The organism is Brevundimonas sp. (assembly GCF_019636155.1).
Lineage (GTDB): Bacteria > Pseudomonadota > Alphaproteobacteria > Caulobacterales > Caulobacteraceae > Brevundimonas.
This window is the reverse complement of the sequence record NZ_JAHBYB010000002.1, coordinates 139,422-159,129: the sequence shown is the minus strand read 5'-3', so window position 1 is coordinate 159,129 and position 19,708 is coordinate 139,422. Positions and strand designations below refer to the sequence as shown.

Below are 19,708 nucleotides of genomic sequence, written 5' to 3'. Positions count from 1 at the left end.
GGGAACAGCCACGCCAGGGCTCGCGTTTCCAACCTGACAGGAGGTTGGGGATGTCCAGCAGATCGAATTCCGTGTTCAGCCGCTCCGAACGGCGAGTGGCGATGTGGGCGGTGGTCCTGGCGGCCGCGCTGGCGGTGCTTGGCACGACGGTTCAGGGCGTCTGGAGCCGGCCGTCCTTGGGCGTCTACGCTTCGTCCGGACCGGCGACCCTGCCCGGCGTGATCGACGCCCGACCGGCCAACGCCTGAGCCGGCGCTTCAGCCCTTGTCCCGCAGCAGTCGCGCCTTGTCGCGCTGCCAGTCGCGCGCGGCCTCGGTCTCGCGCTTGTCGTGAACCTTCTTGCCCTTGGCCAGGGCGATCTCGACCTTGGCCTTGCCCGCCTCGTTCAGATACAGCCGCAGCGGCACTATGGTCCGCCCCTCGCGCTGGACCGCCCCGATCAGCTTGTCGATCTGGCGCCGGTGCAGCAGCAGTTTGCGCGGCCGGCGCGGTTCGTGGTTGAAGCGGTTGGCCTGTTTGTAGGGCGGGATGTCGGCGTTGATCAGGACGATCTCGCGCCCCTCGGGCGAGACATAGGATTCGGCGATATTGGCCCGGCCGTCGCGCAGCGCCTTGATCTCGGTGCCCAGCAGCTGGATGCCGGCTTCCAGATTGTCTTCCAGGAAATAGTCGAACCGCGCCCGCCGGTTCTCGGCGATCAGCTTGGTCTTGGGCTTGTCGCTGGCCATCAGGCGACGCCGGCCTCGGCCATGGCGCGGTCCACGGCCGGGCGCGCATCCTCGCGCATCGGAACCAGCGGCAGCCGCAGTTCGTCCCCGCACAGGCCCAGCCTGGCCAGGGCGTATTTGGCGGGCGCCGGCGAAGCGTCCAGGAACAGCGCCTTGTGCAGTCCGATCAGCCGGTCCTGCCACAGGCGCGCCGCCTCCAGGTCGCCGGCCTGGACCGCGTCATACAGGGCCGCCATCCCCTCGGGCGCGACGTTCGAGGTCACCGAGATCACCCCGTGACCGCCCGCCGCCTGATAGCCCAGCCAGCTGGGGTCGTCGCCCGAGACCAGGGCGAAGCCCTCGGCGATATTGGCCCGCATCCAGCTGACACGGCCCAGGTCGCCGGTGGCGTCCTTGATGCCGACGATGTTCGGATGGGCCGCCAGGGCCGCGACCGTCTCGTTGCTTATGTCCACGCCGGTGCGGCCCGGCACGTTGTAGAGCAGGATCGGAAGCTGGACCGCATCGGCGATGGCCTCGAAATGCGCCTTCAGCCCAGCCTGGGACGGGCGGTTGTAATAGGGGGTGACAATCAGGGCGCCGTCGGCGCCGACGGTCTTGGCGTGGCGCGCCATCTCGATGGCCTTGTCAGTGGCCGACGCCCCCGCCCCGGCGATCACCCGCACCCGCCCGGCGGCGATCTTCACGGCCATCTCGACCACCCGCTGGTGTTCGTCCAGGTGCAGGGTGGCGCTCTCGCCGGTGGTTCCCATGGGCACGACGCCATGCACCCCGGCCGCGATCTGCCGCTCCAGAAGACGGCCGAAGGCGTCCTCGTCCACGTTTCCGTCACGAAGAGGTGTGATCAGGGCGGTGATCACGCCCTTGAACAGGGGGGCGGTCATTGAAACAACAGGCCTGTGTGGGATGGGCGCGATGCGCCTTTGCCGATACGCAGGAGGTTTAGGTCGGCGCCGCCCGCGCCGCAACCAGTCAGAATGAGGATGACGCGCTTCATGATCGTGACGGCCCTGGCCACGGTGCTCGCAGCGACCGCCCCCCTGCCCCAGTCGCTGAACAGCCAGCCGACGCCCTACGCCTCGGCGCCGTCCTATCAGGCCCGGGTGCTGAGCGACGCCGACACCGCCCTGTTCCGCCAGGGCCTGGCCGCCGCCCGCGCCCGCGATGTCGGCGGCGCCCGCATGGCCGCGTCCCAGATTTCCAATCCCACGGCCCGTCGTCTGGTCGAATGGGCGCTGATCGACACCTCGGCCAGTCAGCTGTCCTATGGCGAATTGGCCCAGGCGGCCCAGACCATGGCCCGCTGGCCCCGCGGCGACAGCCGCCGCACCGCCATGGAGGCCTCGCTGGACCTGGCCAACCCCGGGCCCGACGCCGTCCTGGCCGCCTTCGCCCAGACCCCGCCCGTCACGATCCAGGGCGCCATCGCCCTGGCCGACGCCCTGGAGCAGCGCGGTCGCCGCGACGAGGCGCGCGATCTGATCCGTGACTGGTGGCGCACCCGGTCCTTCGACGATGCTCAACAGTCACGCATCCTGAACCGCTGGCCCGGCGTCCTGACCACGGATGACCATGACGCCCGCCTGTCGATGCTTTTGCTGGGGCCGCACGGCCCGGCGACACGGGCCATGACCGGCATGGCGTCGCCCGACATGCGCGCCGTGGCCCAGGCGGCCATGGCCCTGCGCACCGCCTATTCGCCCGAGACCATCGTCGCCGGCCTGACGCCCGCCCAGGCCATGCACCCGGCCGTGGTGCTGGAACGGGTCCGCATCCTGAGGGCCGCCAATCGCCAGAGCGAGGCCTTCCCGCTTCTCGCCGCCCTGCCCGCCGCCCCCACGCACAAGGACGGGCAGGACGCCTTGTGGCGCGAGCGGCGCAACTATTTCCTGGACGCCCTGCGCTTCGGCAACCCGCGCGCCGCCTATGACGCCATGGCCGGCCACGGCTTCCCCTCGGGCGACCGCAAGGTGGATGGGGAGTTCTTCGCTGGATGGGCCGCCCTGACGCGGCTGAACGATCCGGTCACGGCCGCGCGCCACTTCCAGGCCCTGCGCGAGATGTCATCGACCCCCATCACCCAGGGCCGGGCCCTCTACTGGCTGGGCCGCGCGGCCGAGGCGCGCGGCGATCAGGCGGCGGCCCAGGCCTTCTACGCCGAGGGCGGGCGCCATATTCAGTCCTTCTACGGCCAGCTGGCGGCGGAAAAGGCCGGGATCACGACCCTGGTCCTGCCTGGCGACCCCGCCCCCACGCCGGATGACGTGGCGCGGTTCGAGGGCGACGAACTGGTCCGCGCCCTGCGCATCCTGGGCGAGACGGGCGAGATGTCCCTGTATCGCGTCTTCGCCTACGCCGCCGACGACCAGCTGCCCACGGCGGCGGACCTGGCCCTGCTGATGGACATGACGCGCGGCTATGGCGAGACCTTCACCGCCATGATGGTCGGCCGCGCCGCCAGCCAGCGCGGCTTCCTGATGCCCGAACGCCAGTATCCGGTGCGTATGCCGCCGCCCGTGGCGGGCGCGGCGCCCCTGCCCTTCACCCTGGCCATCACCCGCCAGGAATCCAGTTTCGACCCCCGCGCCACCTCGGGCGCCAACGCCCGCGGCATGATGCAGTTCGTGCCCGCCACCGGCGCCGCCGTGGCCCGCCGACTGGGCCTGCCCTTCACGGCGGAAAAGCTGTACGACCCCGACTTCAACATGACCTTGGGCAGCTATCACCTGGGCGAAACCCTGTCGGGCAGCGGCGGCTCCTACCTGCTGTCGGCCGTGGCCCACAACGCGGGGGCCGGTCGCATCAATATGTTCGTCGGCCGTTGCGGTGATCCCCGCGGCGGTCAGGTCGACCCGGCCGACTTCATCGAATGCGTCCCCTTCAGCGAGACGCGCGACTACATGATGCGGGTGCTGGAGAACATGGCCATCTACAAGGCGCGGCTGAACGGCGGTTCGGCGCCGCTGACCCCTTCGGCCGACCTGCGCGCCGGCGCCCCGGCCGGGCCTCGCCCCTATACCGCCGACACGACGCCGGTCGAGGCGAACTAGGCGGCGCCCGTCCGCGCCCCTCGCGTCTGTTTGCGCCACAGGGCCGCGTATTCCCCGCCGACGCGGGCGACCAGTTCGTGGTGTCCGCCGCGCTCGACCACCCGGCCATCCTTCAGCACCAGGATCTGGTCGGCGTCGGCCACGGTCGACAGCCGGTGGGCGACCACCAGTGTCGTGCGCCCCGCCCGCGCCTTTCGCAGGGTCTTCTGGATCGCCGCCTCGGTGCGACTGTCCAGAGCGCTGGTCGCCTCGTCCAGGATCAGGATGCAGGGATCGGCCAAGAGCGCGCGGGCGATGCCCACCCTCTGACGCTCGCCGCCCGACAGCTTCAGCCCGCGCTCGCCGACCCGTGTCTCCATCCCCTCGGGCAGGCTGCGAATGAAGTCGGCCAATTCCGCCGCCTCGGCCGCGGCCCAGATCGCCGCCTCGTCGGCCTGGGGCCGGGCGAAGGCGATGTTGGCGCGAAGGCTGTCGTTGAACAGGGCCACGTCCTGCGGCACCAGGGCGATGGCGGCGCGCAGCGAGGCCTGGCTGACGGCGCGGACGTCCAGCCCGTCGATCAGCACCCGGCCCGCCTGGGGGTCGATCAGCCGCATGGCCAGTTTGACGATGGTCGACTTGCCCGCACCCGACGGTCCGACCAGGGCCGTCGTCGTGCCCGGCGCGGCGTCGAAACTGACATCCTCCAACCCCGCCGAGCGGGCGTCATGGCGGAAGCCCACGTGCTCGAACCTCAGGGCCGCCCCGCGCGCATCGGCGGGGCGAGGCAGGGGAACCGCGTCCGGGGCATCGGCCACCTGCGGCGCCTGACGCGTCACCTTCAGCATCTCCTCCATGTCTATGAAGGACTGTCGGATTTCCCGATAGGCGAAGCCCAGGATGTTCAGGGGCGCATACAGGGAAATCAGGATCAGGACAGAGGCCATCACGTCCCCTGGCCCCATGCGCCCGGCCAGGGCCTCATAGCCCGCCATCACCGCCATGACCCCCAGGCCCAGGTTCATGATGGCGGCCTGCAGGGCGTTCAGCAGGGCCAGGGACGCATTGGCCTTCAGCGCCGCCTCGCCATAGACGCCCAGGGCGTCGTCATAGCCCCGGGCCGCCCGCGCCTCGGCCCCGAAGGCCTTGACGGTCTCATAGTTCAGCAGGGCATCCACCGCCTGGCCCGCCGCCTCGCTGTCGGCGGCGTTCATGATGCGGCGATGCTCCAGCCGCCAGTTGGACAGGGCGAAGGTCGAGACCGCATAGACGGCCACCACCACCACCGCCACGGCGCCGAACCGCCAGTCGTATTTGCCCGCCAGCACCCCGGCGGCCAGCACCAGTTCCAACCCGGTCGGGACCAGGTTGAAGGCCAGGACGCGCAGCAGGAAGTCCGTGGCCCGCGATCCGCGCTCGACCGTGCGCGACAGGCTGCCGGACCGCTTCGTCTGGTGGAAATCCAGCGACAGGTTCAGGGCGTGGGCGAAGGTCTCGGCCGCCGCCCGCCGCATGGCCGCCTGCCGCACCGGCGCGAACACAACGTCCGACAACTGGGGCGCCGCCGAGGACAGGAACCGCACCAGGGCCCAGCCGGCCGCGAAACCGGCGAACCCGGCCGCCAGGGCCACTCCGGCCCCCTGTCCCGCCGCCAGCCGGTTGACCGCCGCCCCCAGCACAAGCGGCGCCAGAACGCCCAGGGCCTTGCCCGCCAGGGTCAGCAGGATCGCCCCGAGAACCCGCCAGGGCAGTTGCGGCGCCTGCGACCGGCGCACCACCCCCGCCAGATCGGCCAGGGCGCGCCAGGCGCCCGGTCCCCGACTCTCCGACGCCGGCACGCCCGCCTGGGCCGCCCGGGTCGCCATGTCGCCGCGTCGCCCGCCGGATCGTTCGCCTCGCATCGTCATCGCCGACCATATGGCCGCGACCGGGCGCGGGCGAAAGGGCTCAATCGAGGCCGGCGATCGCCTCGATGATCTCGTCCACAGCCGCTTCGGTCGTGGCCCAGGAGCAGACGAACCGCACCGAGCCGTCGTCGAAACGGTAGCAGGCCCAGCCGGCGGCGTTCAGTCGGGCGTGCGTCGCCTCGGGCATGCGCACGAAAACGGTGTTGGCCTCCACCGGGTGGGCCAGGACGAAGGGCGAGCGGACGGTGATCCCCTCGGCCAGTCTCTGGGCCATCAGATTGGCGTGGGCGGCCCCGGTCTCCCAGGCCTCGCTCTCCAGCAGGCCCAGCATGGGGCCCGACAGGAACCGCGTCTTGGACGCCGTCTGCCCCGCCTGTTTCAGCCGATTGTCGACGCGCCGGGCCAGGCTCTTGTCGAACATGACGATGGCCTCGGCGCAGTTGGCCCCCGCCTTGGCCCCGCCGAAGACCAGCACATCCACCCCCAACCGCGCGATCTGGGTCAGGTCGAAGCCCGCCGCCGCCGCATTAGCCAGGCGGGCGCCGTCCAAATGCACCCCCATGCCCCGCGCCTTGGCCGGCTCGATCAGGTGGCGCAATTCATCGACCGAATAGACCGCGCCGTATTCCGTCGCCTGGGTCAGGCTGAGCGCCGCCGGGGGCTGGCGATGGCTGACCTCGGGCTCTTCCAGGGCGGACTGCAGCGCCCTGGGATCGATCTTGCCGGAAAAGCCCGGCAGGCCGATCAGGCCCAGGCCCTGGCCGAAGAAGCCAGGCGCCCCGGTCTCATCGGTGCAGACATGGGCGGCGTGGTGGGCAAGCACCGCCTCGAACGGCCAGGCCAGCATCGACAGGGCGATGGCGTTGGCCGCCGTGCCGGAAAAGACGAACCGCACCTCCGCGTCCGCGTCCAGCCGCCGGCGGATCTGGTCGGCGGCGCGCGCCGTGACGGGATCGGCGCCATAGGCCGGCGTCGGTCCGGCGTTGGCCGCGATCAACCCTTCCAGGGCGGCCGGCGCCATGCCGGCGGTGTTGTCCGATCCGAAGTCGTAACGCACGTCAGTCCGCCCTGGTCCTGCGCGCCGGCTTCGCCTCTGGCGACGGCGCATCCGCTTCGTCGCCATAGGGCACGGAGACCTGATGTGGGAAGGGGATTTCGATGTCGGCGGCGTCCAGCGCCTCCTTGCCGCCCTGCATCAGGTCGGACCGGGTCTGCCACCAGTCCTCGACCTTGACCCAAGCCTGCAGGGTGATCTGCACCGCACTGTCCTGAAGGGCGGTAACCCCCGTCCAGGGCGCGGGATCGGGCAGGACCTTGGCGTGCGCCTTTGCAACCTCGGCCAGGACGGCGCGAGCCTGGTTCAGGTCGTCCGAATAGCCGACGCCGAAGCCGATCTCGATCCGGCGGGTTTTCTGGCCCGTCAGGTTGACCACCACGTCGCTCAACACCTTGGCGTTGGGCACGGTGATGCGGAAATTCTCGGCGTTGGACAGGGTGGTGGTGAACAGGTCCAGCCGCTTCACCGTCCCGGCAACCCCGCTCAGGTCGATCACCTCCCCGACGCGATAGGGGCGCAGCACCAGCAGCATAACCCCCGCCGCCACATTCGACAGTGTGCCCTGCAGCGCCAGGCCGACGGCCAGGGAGGCGGCGCCCAGGACGGCGATGATCGAGGTGGTCTGGACCCCCAGCCGTTGCAGGACGGCGATCAGGCCGATGATCATCACCACCACCCGGACCACCTGGACCGCGAAGCTGAGCACGGTCGGGTCGTGCCGGAAGCCGCGCACCCGGCCGAGCATCCGTCGCGCCGCCGCGCTGGCCCAGCGCGAGACGAACAGGGTGGCGACGAAGATCAGGACGGCGATCAACAGGTTGATCGCGAAATCGCCGATGACGTCGGTCAGCTTGGCCAGCATGGCCGCATCCACGGCCACGGCCCGTTCGCCTGCGGTCAAGGCGTTGTTCAGCGGCGTCGTCAGATCGGTCATCCGCCGGGTCTAACGCCTAAAGGCCGGATTGGAAGCCCGAAGCGCTGAAATCAGACGACTATTCGCCCGCCACCGGCCTCGATCCGGTCCAGCAGGTCCATGACGTCGTCCAGAGTGTTGGCCTCGCGCGCCGGCTTGTCCCAGCGGATGCGACTGATACGCGGAAAGCGCATGGCGACGCCGGACTTGTGGCGCGTCGAACGCTGCAACCCCTCGAACGCCACCTCCAGCACCAGGCCGAACTCCCGCTCGGCCCGCACCGAGCGCACGGGGCCGAACCGCTCCACCGTGTGGTCGCGCACGAACTTGTCCAGCTGCTTCAGCTCCTCGTCGGTGAAACCGAAATAGGCCTTGCCGACCGGCGTCAGGGCGCCCTCTTCGGTCCAGACGCCGAAGGTGTAGTCGGAATAGAAGCTGGAGCGTTTCCCGTGCCCCCGCTGGGCGTACATCAGGACGGCGTCGATCAGGTGCGGGTCGCGCTTCCACTTGAACCACGGCCCCTTGGGCCGGCCGGCGACATAGGGGCTGTCCCAGCGCTTCAGCATCAGCCCCTCGGCCGCCGCCCCAACCGGCGGATCGGCCCGAAGCGCGGCCAGATCGTCCCAGGCCCGGAACGGGATCACCGGCGAAAGATGCAAACGGTCCCCTGGATGACCCGCGACCAGAGCCTCCAGTCGTCGTCGCCGTTCCGCCAGAGACAGGCCCCGCAGGTCTTCGCCGTCCAGGGCCAGAAGGTCATAGGCCAGGATGGCCGCCGGGAACCGCTCGACCAGTTTCGGATCGACCGTCTTGCGGTTCAACCGTTGCTGCAGGTCTCCGAACGGCGCCACCGCCCCATCGCGGCGCACCAGAAGCTCGCCGTCGACGACGCCCTCGAAATGCAGGCCCGCCATCAGGTCGGGAAAGGTCGCGGCGATCTCGTCGCCGGTTCGGGAGAACAGGCGCTCGACCCCGCCCTCGCGCACCGCCTGGACCCGGATGCCGTCCCATTTCCATTCGGCGGCGAAATCGGCCGGCGCCAGCTTGGGGAAGTCGACCGCCTCGTCGACGGCGACCGCCAGCATGACCGGGCGGAAACGGCCGGGGGCCTCGGTGCTGGGGCGTTCGGCGCGGCCTTCCAGCCAGGCGAACAGGTCGGCATAGGGCGGGCTGAGCCCATGCCAGACCTCCTCGATGTCCGACACATCGACCGGATCGAGCCTGCGGTCGCCCTCCCCACCCTCCGGATCGGGCGGCTCGGGCGTGGCGGCCGGACGGATCATGGCCGCCGCCGTCTTGGCCAGGCGCGCCGACAGGCCCACGCGCAGTCCCCCGGTCATCAGCTTCAGCAGGGCCCACCGCCCCTTGGGCTCCAGCGCGTCCAGCCAGGCTTCCAGCAGCCCCTGAACCTCTCCGCGCCCCGCGACGCGCAGGGCCTCGACGACCTCCGACAGTTGCGGCTCGCGGTTCGGACGATGGCCGGGGTCGCTCGGCCAGATCAGGGCGACCGTCTCGGCCAGGTCGCCGACATAGTCATAGGACCAGCCGAACAGCACCGGATCGACCCGCGCCTGGACCGCCTTGCGGATCATGGCCGGCTTGGCCGCATCAAAGGTCAGGTCGCCGCTCAGCGCCGCCAGGGCCCAGCCTCGATCAGGATCCGGCGCCGCGCGCAGATAGTCGCGCACCAGCACCAGCTTGGCGTTGCGTGACGCGGTCAGCGACAGGCGGTCCAGCAATTCGGCGAAGGCGCGCATCCGACCTCATTCACGCACGGCCCTGCTCAAACGAAAAGCGCCCCGGAGGTTTCCCTCCGGGGCGCCGATCGGCCGGACCGGCCTTAGTTGAACAGGCCGGCGATGACGGCGGCGATCAGGCCGGTGGCCACGGCGGCCAGGACCACGTCATCGCCGCTGCGGACATATTGATAACCGCGGGGCGGCGCGCGCAGGCCATAGCGGCCATAGTCGTTCACCACATAGGTCCGGGTGCGATAGGCCGTCGGCATCCGCTGGCCATAGGACCAGGTCCGCGCCAGATAGCCGCGCGGCGCGACATAGCGGGGAGCCTGATAGCGATGCGAAGACCGCTGCCAGCGCTGCATCGACGGCGCGGGGGCCGGAGCCGGCCGAACGTGCGGCGGCTGGGCCCGGGTCGGCGCCTGGCCCGGACGGGCCTGGGCATGGGCGGCCGGATGACCCGGGCGGGCCTGGGCGGCGGCGGCGGTCGCGGCGCCCAGCGAACCCAGGGCCATGACCGCAGCGACCGAAGCGGCGAGGAATTTATGGCTCATCTCGATAGTCCTTCTGCGGGCGGGTCCGATCGACCCGGGTGCAGAATGGACCGGCCAGGCTGAGGCGCGCCTGAACCGCTACGCTCACTTGTCGTTCAGGCGCGCGCCGGCTTTCCGCCGCAATCAGGCGGCGACGGACGACAGGGTCGGGTGCCCCTCGGCGACACGGACCGCCTCTCGGCCGCCGGACACCCGCCCCATCAGGGCTGCCAGGGCGGTGAAATCGATCGGCTTGTTCAGATAGGCGTCGGCGCCGGCGTCCAGTCCCGCCTGGTGGTCTTCGATGCGGGCCGAGGCCGACAGAACGACCAGCGGCGTCTCGCGGTTGGCCCCCTCCTCCTCGCGGATCAGGCGGGTTGCGGTCAGGCCGTCCATGACCGGCATGTTGACGTCCATGATGATCAGGTCGAACCGCTGGCCCTTGGCCACCTGGACGGCGATCTCGCCGTTTTCGGCGGCCGTGACCTGGTGACCCGCCGAGCCCATCCAGGCTTCCAGGATCATGCGGTTGACCGGATGATCCTCGACCACCAGCACATTCAGGTGTTCGCCGTCCTCGATCTGGGCGTCGATGACCTCGGTTTCGCGCACGGGGGCCCATTCGACCACCTCGGCCTCCAGGCTGAGGCAGAAGACCGAGCCCTTGCCCATCTCGGATTCGACCGTGATGTCGCCGCCCATGATATTGGCCATGCGCCGGGCGATCGTCAGACCCAGGCCGGTGCCGCCGAAGCGGCGCGTCGAGGAGGCGTCGACCTGGGTGAAGGGCTGGAACAGCCGCTCCAGGTCATGCGGCGCGATGCCGGACCCGCTGTCGGTCACCACGAAGTCGAAGCGCACCCGATTTTCGCCGATCCGCTCGCCACGGACGCAATAGCGAATCTCGCCCCGGTCGGTGAATTTCACCGCGTTCGAAAGAAGATTCTGCACCACCTGGCAGACGCGCAGCGGATCGCCGCGCACCACCGACGGCACCTCGCCCTCGAACTCCGAGATGAAGGTCAGACCCTTGGCCTCGGCCTGGGCCTCGAAGGGGCCGGTCACGCGCCGCGCCAGCTCTTCGACGTTCACATCGACGACCTCGAAGGTCATCTTGCCGGCCTCGATCTTGGTCATGTCGAGGATGTCGTTCAGCAGGCTCAGCAGATTGTCGCCCGAGTTGCGGATGATCGACAGGTATTCCCGCTGGGTCGTCTCCAGCCGGGTGGCGCTCAGCAGCTGGGCCGCGCCCAGGACGCCGTTCATCGGCGTACGCAGTTCGTGCGAAATGACGCCCAGGAAGTTGGACTTGGCCTCGGACGCCGCATTTGCCTTGTCGCGTGCGCTCTCCAGCTCCTCGATCAGATGGGCCTGGTGTTCCTGGAAGGCGCGGATGCGCTCTTCACGCAGCATGGTCATCATGACCAGGACGAACAGCCCCGCCCCGGTCAGGGGCGCGGCGGCCAGGAACGGCCAGAACAGCGGCCCGCCCCACAGGCTGGCCAGGACGGCCAGGGCGGCGACGCCATAGGGCGAGGAGATCACCAGGGCCTGTCGCGGCGAACTGCGCAGCTGGGCGAAAACCAGCACATAGCCTGACACCAGCAGGGCCACGGCCAGTTCATGGCCGAACGGCTTGCCCGAGAACCAGGCCAGAAGCGGCGCCACGGCCCAGACGGCGGTCGTCGCCGTCGCCACGGCCGGGAACAGAAGACCCCAGCCCGCGCCGACACGGTCGCTCAGACGCATCTCGAAGGCGCCGCGCAGGGCGCCGGCCCCGACCGTGGCCACGAACCAGACCAGGGCCGTGCGCCAGCCGACCACGCCGCACAGGCCCAGGCCCCAGCTGGCGATGATCACATAACGCAGATACTGGGTCTGGAGGATGGCGGTCAGGGCCTGTGCGGCCTCCCCGGGCCTTTGCCCGGGAGCCAGACTCTTCGCTGCGCCTTCCGATCCCACCATGCCCCCGCCCCTCAGCGATTTGTCGTTGGGCGTGACGCTAGGACCAAGTTTCTAAGACGAAGTGAACGCTGATTTTCCTCAACCCCCGGCTACCCCGCCATATCCTCGTCCGGGGTCAGGGCGCGGATGGACAGGGCGTGGACCGGCCCGGCCAGTTCGGCCTTCAGCACGGCGTTGACCGCCCGCTGGCGGGCGACCCGCGACTGGCCCTTGAAGGCGGTCGAGACCAGGGTCAGGTTGAAATGGCTCTCGCCGCCCGGGCGGCCGTCGACCCCGCCTTCGTGATGATGGCCGGCGTGTCGGGCGCTGTCGTCCTCGACCCGAATCCGTGTCGGCGCGAAGGCCTCGGTCAATTTGCGGTGGATTTCCTGGGTGATCGGGCCTTCGGACACGGCGACTTCCTTGATGACGTCCAATTCGCGCCTACACTTGGAGGCGATGTCGGCCTCATTCCAGTACAAGCCCCGCTTCAAGGACATGCGTATCCGCCCGCCCGAGGACCCGGCGGCGGAGGATGTGCTGCGCCTCAAGCCCGGCGAAACGCCCTGCCAGTGGCCCGACTGCAGCCGCCCGGCGACCGCGCGCGCGCCAAAGTCGCGCGAAAAGCTGGGGGAATTCTATGACTTCTGTCAGGGGCACGCCGGCGAATACAACAAGGGCTGGAATTTCTATGCTGGGATGAGCGAGGGCGAGGTCCGCGCGGCCCAGGAAAACGAAGCCATGACCGGCGGCCGTCCCACCTGGGAGATGAAGGCCGGGCGATTCACCCGCGAAGCCGCCGCCTTCGCCGCCAAATTCGGCTCGAACGCCAATACGGGCGCCGGATCATGGCGCGACAGCTTCGGCCTGTTCGGTCGCCGCACCGCCTCGCATTCCACGGCGAAGGCCGAGGAGGCGTCGCGCCTGGGCAAGCTGGAACGCGGCGCCCTGGCCGACCTGGACCTCGAGGCCGGGGCGACCCGCGCCGACATCAAGCGCCGCTATCATGAGCTTCTGAAACGCTGCCACCCCGACACCAACGGCGGCGATCGCGGGGCCGAGGCCAAGCTGCAGCGGGTCATCAAGGCCTGGAAGACCCTGAAGAAGGCCGGAATGGTCTAGGTGTTCAGGGCCGCCCGCCCGAGGACAGGGCGGCGGACGCCATCATCATGCCGGGCGCGGGCTCGTTGAAATAGCGATCGATGCCCTCGGCCACGGCGCGCATCAGGCGGCGGCGCGCGCGTTCGTCGTTCAGCGCCCGCTCGTCCTCGGGATTGGTGATGAAGCCCATCTCCAGCAGCACGGCCGGCACATCGGGCGCCAGCAGGACCGCCAGGCCGGCGTCACGATGGCTGCGACGCAGCAGCGGACGCTCGGCCGCCTCCAGATGGGTCAGCAGAACCCGCGCGAACTGGGCCGAGCGGTTCTGGGTCGCCCGCTGGGTCATGTCCAGCAGGATACGGTCCACCGACGGGTCGCGGCCCGGCAGGTTCAGCGACCGGTGCCAGTTATCGCCTCGCGTGAACTCGCGCACGGCGCGGCCCGCCCCCTGTTCCGACAGGGTATAGACGCTGGCGCCCCGCGTCGCGGGATCGGCCCCGGCGTCGGCGTGCAGCGAGATGAACAGGTCGGCGCCGGCGTCGCGGGCGATCTGGACCCGGCGATACAGGCCCACATAGACGTCGCTGTCGCGGGTCAGGCGGACGCGATACCGGCCCGTGCGCTCCAGTTCCGACTTCAGCATCAGGGCGGCGGCCAGGGTCACGGCGCTCTCGCGCGACTGAGCGCCCGCTGCGCCGGGATCGCGGCCCCCGTGGCCCGCGTCCACCACGATCAGCCGCCGCCCGCTGGTCGCCTGCCGACGCGGGGCCCGAGCCGGCGCGGCGGCCGCCGTGGATGCGCGAGGCGTCGCCGCGGCGGCGGACTTGGCCTTCAGGTCGATCACATAACGGAATTGGGGCACCCCGTCGCCGGGGGGCAGCAGGAAGCGGCGTTCGATCTCGGCGGTCTGGGCCAGGTCCAGCTGGACCCGCGACGCCCCGCCCGCATTGGCCACGCGATAGCCGCTGACCAGGCCCGAACCGGCGCCGCCCAGCCCCCGCCCGGCGGCGACGCCGCTGAGCGCCAGGGTGACGCGGCCGCCGGCGCCGTCATCGATGACCACGCCCCGGGTCGAACGCTCCAGGTCGACCACCACGCGCGTTCGTTGGCCGTCGCCGCCGAACCGCAGGCCCAGCACCTCGCCCGTCGCGCCCGACGCCAGCCCACGCCCGGCCGTCAGCAGGACGGCGCAGACCACGACGAGGGCCAGGGCCGTCATCGTCCATTCCCGCGCGCCCCACCTCCGGAGCCCTGAGAGCCTTTGACCGTTCATTCTGACGGCGCCTGTCTGGTGACCATACTCGGGCGGCACCATGCCCGATCAGTCCTTGCATTGGGTTAAGGCCAGGACGCTTTCAATTCCGTGACGCAATCCCTATGCTTTGTCCGCTCGCGAACCGACCGCGTCCCCAGGCCCCCGGGCTTCGGATGCGTCCTCCTCGCGGCCTAGACCTTTCACCTCTCCGAGAATCGTCCGGCCCGTCCGACGGTTCGAGGACCGGCTCCGGTCTTCGCGCCTGGTCGCGGAGGGAGCCAGGACCGATCTGAAACCATGGGCCTGACCGCCTGCGCTCCCTTGAAGCTCCTCGGAGCCGCTTCCGCCATCGGCGGAGGGATGATGCGCGCCCCGGCCCCCCATCCCATTCGGCGAGCCGCCCACGATCGGAGACCCGTTCTCCGGCCGCCCGGCCTGGCGCGCCAGAGAGAGACTTTTGATGTCAAAGACCATGCTTATCGATGCGGCGCACGCGGAAGAAACCCGCGTCGCCATCGTGGACGGCCGCCAGCTTGAGGAATTCGACTTCGAATCCAAGGCCCGGCGCCAGCTTCGCGGCAATATCTACCTGGCCAAGGTCACCCGCGTAGAGCCCAGCCTCCAGGCCGCCTTCGTCGAATACGGCGGCAACCGCCACGGCTTCCTGGCCTTCAACGAAATCCACCCGGACTACTATCAGATCCCGGTCGCCGACCGCGAAGCCATCATGGCCGAGGCGGACAGCGACGAGGATCACGAAGACGATCTGGGCCGCGAGTCGACCGACGACGAGGCCGATCCCGAAGCCAAGCTGGCCGACGAGGAACGTCTGAAACGGCGCCTGATGCGGCGCTACAAGATCCAGGACGTCATCAAGCGCCGCCAGATCCTGCTGGTCCAGGTCGTCAAGGACGAGCGCGGCGGCAAGGGCGCGGCCCTGACCACCTGGCTGTCGCTGGCCGGCCGCTACTGCGTGCTGATGCCCAACACCGGCAAGGGCGGCGGCATTTCGCGCAAGATCACCAGCGCCACCGACCGCAAGCGGCTGAAGGCCGCCGCCTCGGCCCTGAACGTGCCCAAGGGCATGGGCCTGATCATCCGCACCGCCGGCGCCAAGCGCACCAAGGCCGAGATCAAGCGCGACTACGAATATCTGCTGCGCCTGTGGGAGACGATCCGCGAGACCACCCTGCGTTCCCACGCCCCCTCGATGATCTATGAGGAGGAGAACCTGGTCCGCCGCGCCGTGCGCGACATGTACGACAAGGAATTCGACGGCATCCAGGTGGAAGGCGTCGAAGGCTTCAAACAGGCCCGCGACTTCATGCGGGTGCTGATGCCGTCCCAGGCGAAGAAGATCCACCTGTACCAGGGCTCGCGTCCGCTGTTCGCGGCCAACGGCATCGAAGAAATGCTGGGCCAGATCCACCAGCCGGTCGTGCCGCTGAAGTCCGGCGGCTATCTGGTCATCAACCAGACCGAGGCCCTTGTGGCCATCGACGTCAACTCGGGCCGCGCCACCAAGGAGCGGAACGTCGAGCAAACGGCCTACAAGACCAACATGGAGGCCGCCGTCGAGGCGGCGCGCCAGCTGCGCCTGCGCGACCTGGCCGGCCTGATCGTCATCGACTTCATCGACATGGAGGAGTCGAAGAACAACCGCGCCGTCGAAAAGGTGCTGAAGGACGCCCTGGCCCGCGACCGCGCGCGCATCCAGATGGGCCGCATCTCGGGCTTCGGCCTGATGGAGATCAGCCGCCAGCGCCGCCGCCTGGGCGTGATCGAGGGCGCGACCGAGGTCTGTCCGCATTGCCAGGGCGCCGGCCGCATCCGTTCGGCCGAGAGCGCGGCCCTGATGACCCTGCGCGCCGTCGATATCGAGGCGGGCAAGAACGGGGCCGGGTCGGTCACCCTGCGTCTGTGCACGGCGGTGGCCCTGTATATCCTGAACCACAAGCGCGACTATCTGCAGCGCCTGCTGGAGCGCCGCGGCCTGAACGTCGTCATCCAGATCGACGACAGCCTGGCCCAGGGCGAACACGCTCTGGACCGCACCGAGACCAACGAGGACTTCACCCCGCCCGAGACGACCGCCGATCTGTCGGATCTGGATGACGGCTATGACGACGCCGCCTGGACCGAGGAGGACGACGGCGACGACGACGAGATCATCGACGACGAGGACGAGTCCGATCTCGACCGCGAGGACGATGACGACGACGAGGCGCGCGAACGCTCGGAGCGCGCCGAGGACGGTCGCGGTCGGGGCCGCCGTCGCCGCCGTCGCGGCGGCCGGCCGGATGACGCCTCCGACGAGGCGCCGGTCGCGGCCGAGGACGACGATGACGATTCCGAAGGCGGCCGCCGCCGTCGCCGGGGCCGTCGCGGCGGCCGCCGTGTCCGCGAGGACGGCGACCGCGACGTCTATGGCTGGGTCCGCGCCCGCACCCCGTCGCTGGACGATCCTTATGTCTGGTTCGACCCGCTGAACCCGGAACGTCCGGAACGCGCCTCCGCGCCCTCGACCGAGGCTGCCGAGGCGAACGGTGAGCAGGCTGAAGGCGAGGCGGGCGGTGAACGCGAGGGCGGCCGTCGTCGGCGGCGTCGCGGCCGGGGTCGCGGCGGCCTGGCCCACGAGGTCAAGGTCGAGGCCCGGGCCACGGCCGAGGGCATGCCCCCGGACGGCTCGCCCGGCACCCCCGCCGCCGTGATCCTGGCTGACGAAACTCCCGAAGCGGCCGAATCCGCCCCGGTCATCCCGGCCGAACCGAAACGCCGCCGGGTTCGCCGCAAGGCCTCGGCCTCGGCCACGCCGGACTCGGCTGTCGAAACGGCCATCGAGCCGAACGAGGCCGAGCCCGAGGGCGAACCCTTCGTCCCATCCACGCCGGAGCCGGAACAGGCTCCGGAACCGGAGGCGCAGCCCGAAACCCAGCCCCAGCCGGAACCGGCCGTCCTGGCCGAACCGGTCGCCGCCCCGGCGCCCGAGGCCGACCTGGCCTCGATCATCGCCGACGATCCGACCCAGATCGCGGCGCCGCCGGCCAAGCCCAAGCGCGGCTGGTGGGGCCGCAAATAGCGCCCGGGGCCATAAAGCGGCCCCAGGTTCAGGCAAGGCCTTGGAGTGAAGTCGGTTCGGTCGGACGCTGTCCCGCCGGACGCCGGTTTCGCTCCGCGCTGGTCAGCCGGTCTCTTTTGGCGTCAGATCACCTCGATCCGACCCGGAGGCCGCCTGACCGGGCCTGGCTTTAGGGAGTCGTCATGTCCTGGCTGGTCCGCCTTCGCGCCCTGGTCGCCGCCCCGCTCGCGGGGCTGGCCATGCTGCTGGCCGCCTTCCCCGCCTCGGCCCAGAGCATCATCCGGGACACCGAGATCGAAGGCATCATCCGCGAATGGTCCGACCCGGTCTTCGTCGCCATGGGGCTGGAGCCCAGCGATGTGGAACTGCTGCTGGTCAATGACGCGGAGTTGAACGCCTTCGCCACGCGCGGCCGGATCATGGGGGTCAACACCGGCCTGATCCTGCGGACCCAGAACCCCAATCAGCTGCTGGGGGTGATCGCCCACGAAGCCGGCCACATCAAGAACCGCCACCCCATGCGCGACGGGGCCCAGGCCGCCGGCGCCCAGCCCTTCTGGATGAGCATGGCCCTGGGCGCCCTGGCCATGGCCGCGGGCGCGCCCGACGCCGCCATGGCCCTACTGGGCTCCAGCCAGTATTTCGGGACCCTGGGCGCGCTGAAATACATGCAGAGCCAGGAGGGCGAGGCCGACCTGACCGCCCTGCGCGCCCTGGACCGGGCCGGAGAATCCAGCCGCGGCCTGGTGCAGTTCTTCGAGAATTTCCGTGCTCAGGAGGTCTTCTCGGACGCCCGCCGCTATCCCTATTTCCGCAGCCACCCCCTGTCGTCCCAGCGGATCGAGGCCCTGCGCCGTCCGGCCGAGGCCTCGGCCAACTACGGCCGCACGGACAGTCCCGAACGGATGGCCCAGCACGCCCTGATCCTGGCCAAGATCCACGGCTTCATGGACCACCCCAACGCGACCCTGGGCCTCTATCCGGAAACCGACGACAGCCTGCCGGCCCGCTACGCCCGCGCGATCGCCTGGTATCGCGCCGGTCAGACGGAAAAGGCGCTGAACGCCGTGGACGCCCTTCTGGAGGGTGATCCTGAGAACCCCTACTTCTGGGAGCTGAAGGGCCAGATCCTGTTCGAGGAGGGCCGCCCTTCCGACGCCGTGGCGGCGCACCAGCGTTCGGTGGAGCTGAAGCCCGACGCCCCCCTGCTGCGCGTCAACCTGGCCCACGCCCTGCTGGAAAGCGGCGACGCCGACAACCTGGACGCCGCCGTCAATCAGCTGAAACGCGCCACCGCCATGGAGGCCGACAACACCATGGCCTGGCGGCTGCTGGGCCAGGCCTATGCCCGCCAGGGCAAGGAGGGCGAGGCGCGGCTGGCCTCGGCCGAGATGTATTTCGCCGCCCGCGACACCCAGCAGGCGACCCAGTTCGCCCTGCGCGCCCGCGACATGCTGGAACGGAACACGCCCGAATATCGGCGCGCCCTGGACATCGTCTTCGCGTCCGGCGCGACCCAGGACGATCTCGACGACCTCGAACGCCGCCAGCGCCGCACCGCCGGCGTGCAGATGCAACCTGTTCCCTGAGCCGACACAATGACCCAAGACCCTTCCACGAACGATCACCCGGCCGCGCGCCCCTGGATGACCGATCGCCGCGTCGGACTGGCGGCCCTGGCCGTCGCCGTCGTCGCCCTGGGCCTGTCGGCCGCATCCTGGCTGGGCGGGATGGACGGACGGGTCAGAGGCTATCTCCTGTCCCATCCGGAACTGCTGGACGAGATGGTCCAGGCCCGTCAGGCGCGCGAGGATTCCAACCGGGTCGAGACGATCAACGCCAATGCGGCGGCCAATCCGGGCCTGCTGGCGCCCGACCCGCGCGACCCCAGTTTCGGCCCCGCCGACGCCAAGGTGACGGTGATCGAATTCTTCGACTTCCGCTGTCCGGGATGCAAGGCGGTGACGCCCGACTTCCTGCGCCTGATGCGGGCCCATCCGGAGGTGCGGTTCGTGTTCAAGGACTGGCCGATCCTGGACCGTCCGGGCCAGGCGGCGACGTCGCAACTGGCCGCGCGGGCGGCCCTGGCGGCGCACAAACAGGGCCGATACCTCGCCGTCTATGAGGCCATGCTGCGCGAGCCGGCCCTGGACGAGGCCGCGATCGCCCGCATCCTGGCCGCCAACGGCGTCGATCCGGCCCAGGCCCACGCCGTCATCGACGCGCCCGAGACCAGCCGTCACCTGGCCGACATCCACACCACCGCGGCGACCCTGGGCCTGGTCGGCACCCCGACCTTCTTCATCAACGGCCGCACCACCACGACCATCGAACCGGCCGAGGTCGAGCGGATGATCGTCGCCGCCAAGTCCGCCCCGGCCGAAACGCCGCACCGCACGGCGGCGCCCGCCGCCTGACGGATC

General features: G+C 70.1%; 16 protein-coding genes. 6 read left to right on the top strand and 10 right to left on the bottom strand.

All coding sequences use genetic code 11. The annotated features are described in order from the left end of the window. Positions 1 to 50: 50 nt before the first annotated feature. Positions 51 to 248: a hypothetical protein gene (locus KF910_RS02700; RefSeq protein WP_292258674.1), complete on the top strand. Its 198-nt coding sequence runs from the start codon at positions 51 to 53 to the stop codon at positions 246 to 248. Positions 249 to 257: 9 nt separating this feature from the next. On the opposite strand, the gene smpB is transcribed toward KF910_RS02700, so the two are convergent. Together smpB and dapA are read right to left on the bottom strand one after the other, a co-directional pair. Further along, positions 258 to 728 (bottom strand): SsrA-binding protein SmpB, encoded by a 471-nt coding sequence (gene smpB / locus KF910_RS02695; RefSeq protein ID WP_292258673.1) that lies wholly within the window; start codon positions 726 to 728, stop codon positions 258 to 260. Beyond that, positions 728 to 1,612 carry a 4-hydroxy-tetrahydrodipicolinate synthase gene (gene dapA / locus KF910_RS02690; protein ID WP_292258672.1) on the bottom strand — a complete coding sequence of 295 codons (885 nt, stop codon included), beginning with the start codon at positions 1,610 to 1,612 and terminating at the stop codon, positions 728 to 730. Before dapA ends, smpB begins: the two co-directional genes overlap by 1 nt. 99 nt (positions 1,613 to 1,711) lie before the next feature. On the opposite strand from dapA, the gene KF910_RS02685 reads away from it, so the two are divergent. Beyond that, positions 1,712 to 3,778, top strand: coding sequence for a transglycosylase SLT domain-containing protein (locus tag KF910_RS02685; protein WP_292258671.1), 2,067 nt, complete (start codon positions 1,712 to 1,714; stop codon positions 3,776 to 3,778). Here KF910_RS02685 and KF910_RS02680 read toward each other — a convergent pair. The 7 genes from KF910_RS02680 to KF910_RS02650 form a co-directional block, all read right to left on the bottom strand. Then, positions 3,775 to 5,658: an ABCB family ABC transporter ATP-binding protein/permease gene (locus KF910_RS02680; RefSeq protein ID WP_416354676.1), complete on the bottom strand. Its 1,884-nt coding sequence runs from the start codon at positions 5,656 to 5,658 to the stop codon at positions 3,775 to 3,777. The genes KF910_RS02685 and KF910_RS02680 overlap by 4 nt on opposite strands. Before the next feature lie 46 nt (positions 5,659 to 5,704). Continuing rightward, complete coding sequence (locus tag KF910_RS02675; protein WP_292258670.1) at positions 5,705 to 6,721, bottom strand: threonine aldolase family protein; 1,017 nt, start codon at positions 6,719 to 6,721, stop codon at positions 5,705 to 5,707. Position 6,722: 1 nt separating this feature from the next. Next, positions 6,723 to 7,655, bottom strand: coding sequence for a mechanosensitive ion channel family protein (locus tag KF910_RS02670; protein WP_292258669.1), 933 nt, complete (start codon positions 7,653 to 7,655; stop codon positions 6,723 to 6,725). 50 nt (positions 7,656 to 7,705) lie between these two features. Next, on the bottom strand, positions 7,706 to 9,391 hold the full coding sequence (locus KF910_RS02665; RefSeq protein WP_292258668.1) for a cisplatin damage response ATP-dependent DNA ligase: 1,686 nt from the start codon (positions 9,389 to 9,391) through the stop codon (positions 7,706 to 7,708). Between the two features lie 83 nt (positions 9,392 to 9,474). Next, a complete protein-coding gene (locus tag KF910_RS02660; RefSeq protein ID WP_292258667.1) occupies positions 9,475 to 9,927 on the bottom strand; it encodes an RcnB family protein in 453 nt (150 codons plus the stop codon). Positions 9,928 to 10,050: 123 nt separating this feature from the next. After that, complete coding sequence (locus tag KF910_RS02655) at positions 10,051 to 11,871, bottom strand: response regulator (RefSeq protein ID WP_292258666.1); 1,821 nt, start codon at positions 11,869 to 11,871, stop codon at positions 10,051 to 10,053. An 89-nt stretch (positions 11,872 to 11,960) separates the two neighbouring features. After that, on the bottom strand, positions 11,961 to 12,263 hold the full coding sequence (locus tag KF910_RS02650; RefSeq protein WP_292258665.1) for a BolA family protein: 303 nt from the start codon (positions 12,261 to 12,263) through the stop codon (positions 11,961 to 11,963). A gap of 46 nt (positions 12,264 to 12,309) precedes the next feature. On the opposite strand from KF910_RS02650, the gene KF910_RS02645 reads away from it, so the two are divergent. Next, positions 12,310 to 12,972 carry a J domain-containing protein gene (locus KF910_RS02645; RefSeq protein ID WP_292258664.1) on the top strand — a complete coding sequence of 221 codons (663 nt, stop codon included), beginning with the start codon at positions 12,310 to 12,312 and terminating at the stop codon, positions 12,970 to 12,972. Positions 12,973 to 12,976: 4 nt separating this feature from the next. On the opposite strand, the gene KF910_RS02640 is transcribed toward KF910_RS02645, so the two are convergent. Next, the gene (locus KF910_RS02640; protein WP_292258663.1) at positions 12,977 to 14,170 is read right to left on the bottom strand and encodes an N-acetylmuramoyl-L-alanine amidase family protein; all 1,194 of its coding nucleotides are present in this window, start codon (positions 14,168 to 14,170) and stop codon (positions 12,977 to 12,979) included. Between the two features lie 496 nt (positions 14,171 to 14,666). Between KF910_RS02640 and KF910_RS02635 the strand changes: the two genes are divergently transcribed. The 3 genes from KF910_RS02635 to KF910_RS02625 all read left to right on the top strand — a co-directional run bounded on the left by KF910_RS02635 (position 14,667) and on the right by KF910_RS02625 (position 19,702). Then, positions 14,667 to 17,285 (top strand): ribonuclease E/G, encoded by a 2,619-nt coding sequence (locus tag KF910_RS02635; protein WP_292258662.1) that lies wholly within the window; start codon positions 14,667 to 14,669, stop codon positions 17,283 to 17,285. Between the two features lie 182 nt (positions 17,286 to 17,467). Continuing rightward, positions 17,468 to 18,874: a M48 family metalloprotease gene (locus KF910_RS02630; RefSeq protein ID WP_292258661.1), complete on the top strand. Its 1,407-nt coding sequence runs from the start codon at positions 17,468 to 17,470 to the stop codon at positions 18,872 to 18,874. A gap of 57 nt (positions 18,875 to 18,931) precedes the next feature. Beyond that, a complete protein-coding gene (locus KF910_RS02625) occupies positions 18,932 to 19,702 on the top strand; it encodes a thioredoxin domain-containing protein (RefSeq protein ID WP_292258660.1) in 771 nt (256 codons plus the stop codon). Positions 19,703 to 19,708: the final 6 nt, after the last annotated feature.